This window comes from Oscillibacter sp. CU971, from assembly GCF_905219725.1.
In the GTDB taxonomy this organism is placed as follows: domain Bacteria; phylum Bacillota; class Clostridia; order Oscillospirales; family Oscillospiraceae; genus Oscillibacter.
This window is the reverse complement of sequence record NZ_CAJMXG010000508.1, coordinates 1-1308: the sequence shown is the minus strand read 5'-3', so window position 1 is coordinate 1308 and position 1308 is coordinate 1. Positions and strand designations below refer to the sequence as shown.

The following is a 1308-nucleotide window of genomic DNA, read 5'->3' as shown; positions in this document are numbered from 1 at the left end:
GCATAGCTGCGTCGCTCATTTTTCTGTATCATTCCCTCATTATACTACTTTTCCCTCTATTGGTACAGCTTCTTATAAAAAGGTAGGAAGCGGCGCGGGCAGGACGGCGGAGCAGGTGATGCGCGATGTGCTGTTTCGCTTTGCGGGGGAGTCCTCGCTGGGCGCGATTGACAAACGGCAGAAACAGCGGCGGCAGGCTTGAGAAACNGGCGGGGGCGGCGGACAGCCGCTCCCGCCTTTTTGGAAAAACCCCGCCGTAGACATTTTTAAAAAATCATGCTATGATACGAGGGCAAAACAACTTCCGGAAGAGAGGAGCCCGGCTTATGAACATTGGAAACGTGTCCATCCCCTCGAAGCTGGCGCTGGCCCCCATGGCCGGCGTCACCGATGCGGCCTTCCGCCGGNTCTGCGCGGAGCTGGGGGCGGGCTATACCTGCACGGAGCTGATCTCCTCCAAGGCCCTTTGCTATAAGGATAAGAAGACCTTTTCCCTTCTGCGGCAGTTTCCGGGGGAGCACCCCGCCGCCGTTCAGATCTTCGGCAGCGACCCGGTGTGCATGGCGGAGGCCGCCCAAATCGCCATGGAGTACACCGGGGCGGATATCCTGGATATCAACATGGGCTGCCCCATGGGGAAAATTGTCAACAACGGCGACGGCGCGGCCCTGATGAAGGACCCGGAGAAGGCGGGGCGCATCGTGGAGGCCGTGGTGAAGGCGCTTCCCTCCGTTCCGGTGACGGCGAAGTTCCGCCGGGGCTGGGACCTGGGGAGCTGCAACTGCGTGGAGTTCGCCCAGGTTCTGGCGGAGGCCGGAGCCTCCGCCGTGGCGGTCCATGGCCGGACCCGGGCCCAGGTCTACGGCGGGCAGGCGGACTGGAACTGCATCCGGGCCGTCAAAGAGGCCGTGGCGATTCCCGTCATCGCCAACGGGGACATCNGGNAGCCGGAGGACGCGGCCCGCATTTTACAGCACACCAAGGCGGACATGGCCATGATTGGCCGGGGGTGCTTTGGAAACCCGTGGCTCTTCCGGCAGGCCAAGGCCCTGCTGGAGGGCGAGCCCGTCCCGCCCCTGCCGCCCCTGGCGGAGCGGTGCGATTTGGGGGTGCGGCAGTTCGAGCTGGCGGCGGAGTATAAAGGAGAGCGGTTGGCCGTTCTGGAGGCCCGGCGGCATTACTGCTGGTATCTCAAGGGCGTGCCCTACGCCAATTACTATAAGGAGCAGATTGTCCAGATGAACACATTAGAAGATGTGTACCGGGTGACCCGGGGGATTAAGCGGGACCTGCGGGACGGACAGGGGG

Annotated in this window: 2 protein-coding genes; both read left to right on the top strand. The window is 62.9% G+C overall.

The annotated features are described in order from the left end of the window. Window positions 1-202: hypothetical protein (locus JX325_RS16985; RefSeq protein WP_204792194.1), on the top strand; the 202-nt coding region annotated here is incomplete at its 5' end. Between the two features lie 124 nt (window positions 203-326). Then, window positions 327-1308 (top strand): tRNA dihydrouridine synthase DusB (gene dusB / locus JX325_RS16980; RefSeq protein WP_204792193.1); only part of this gene is annotated, 982 nt, incomplete at its 3' end.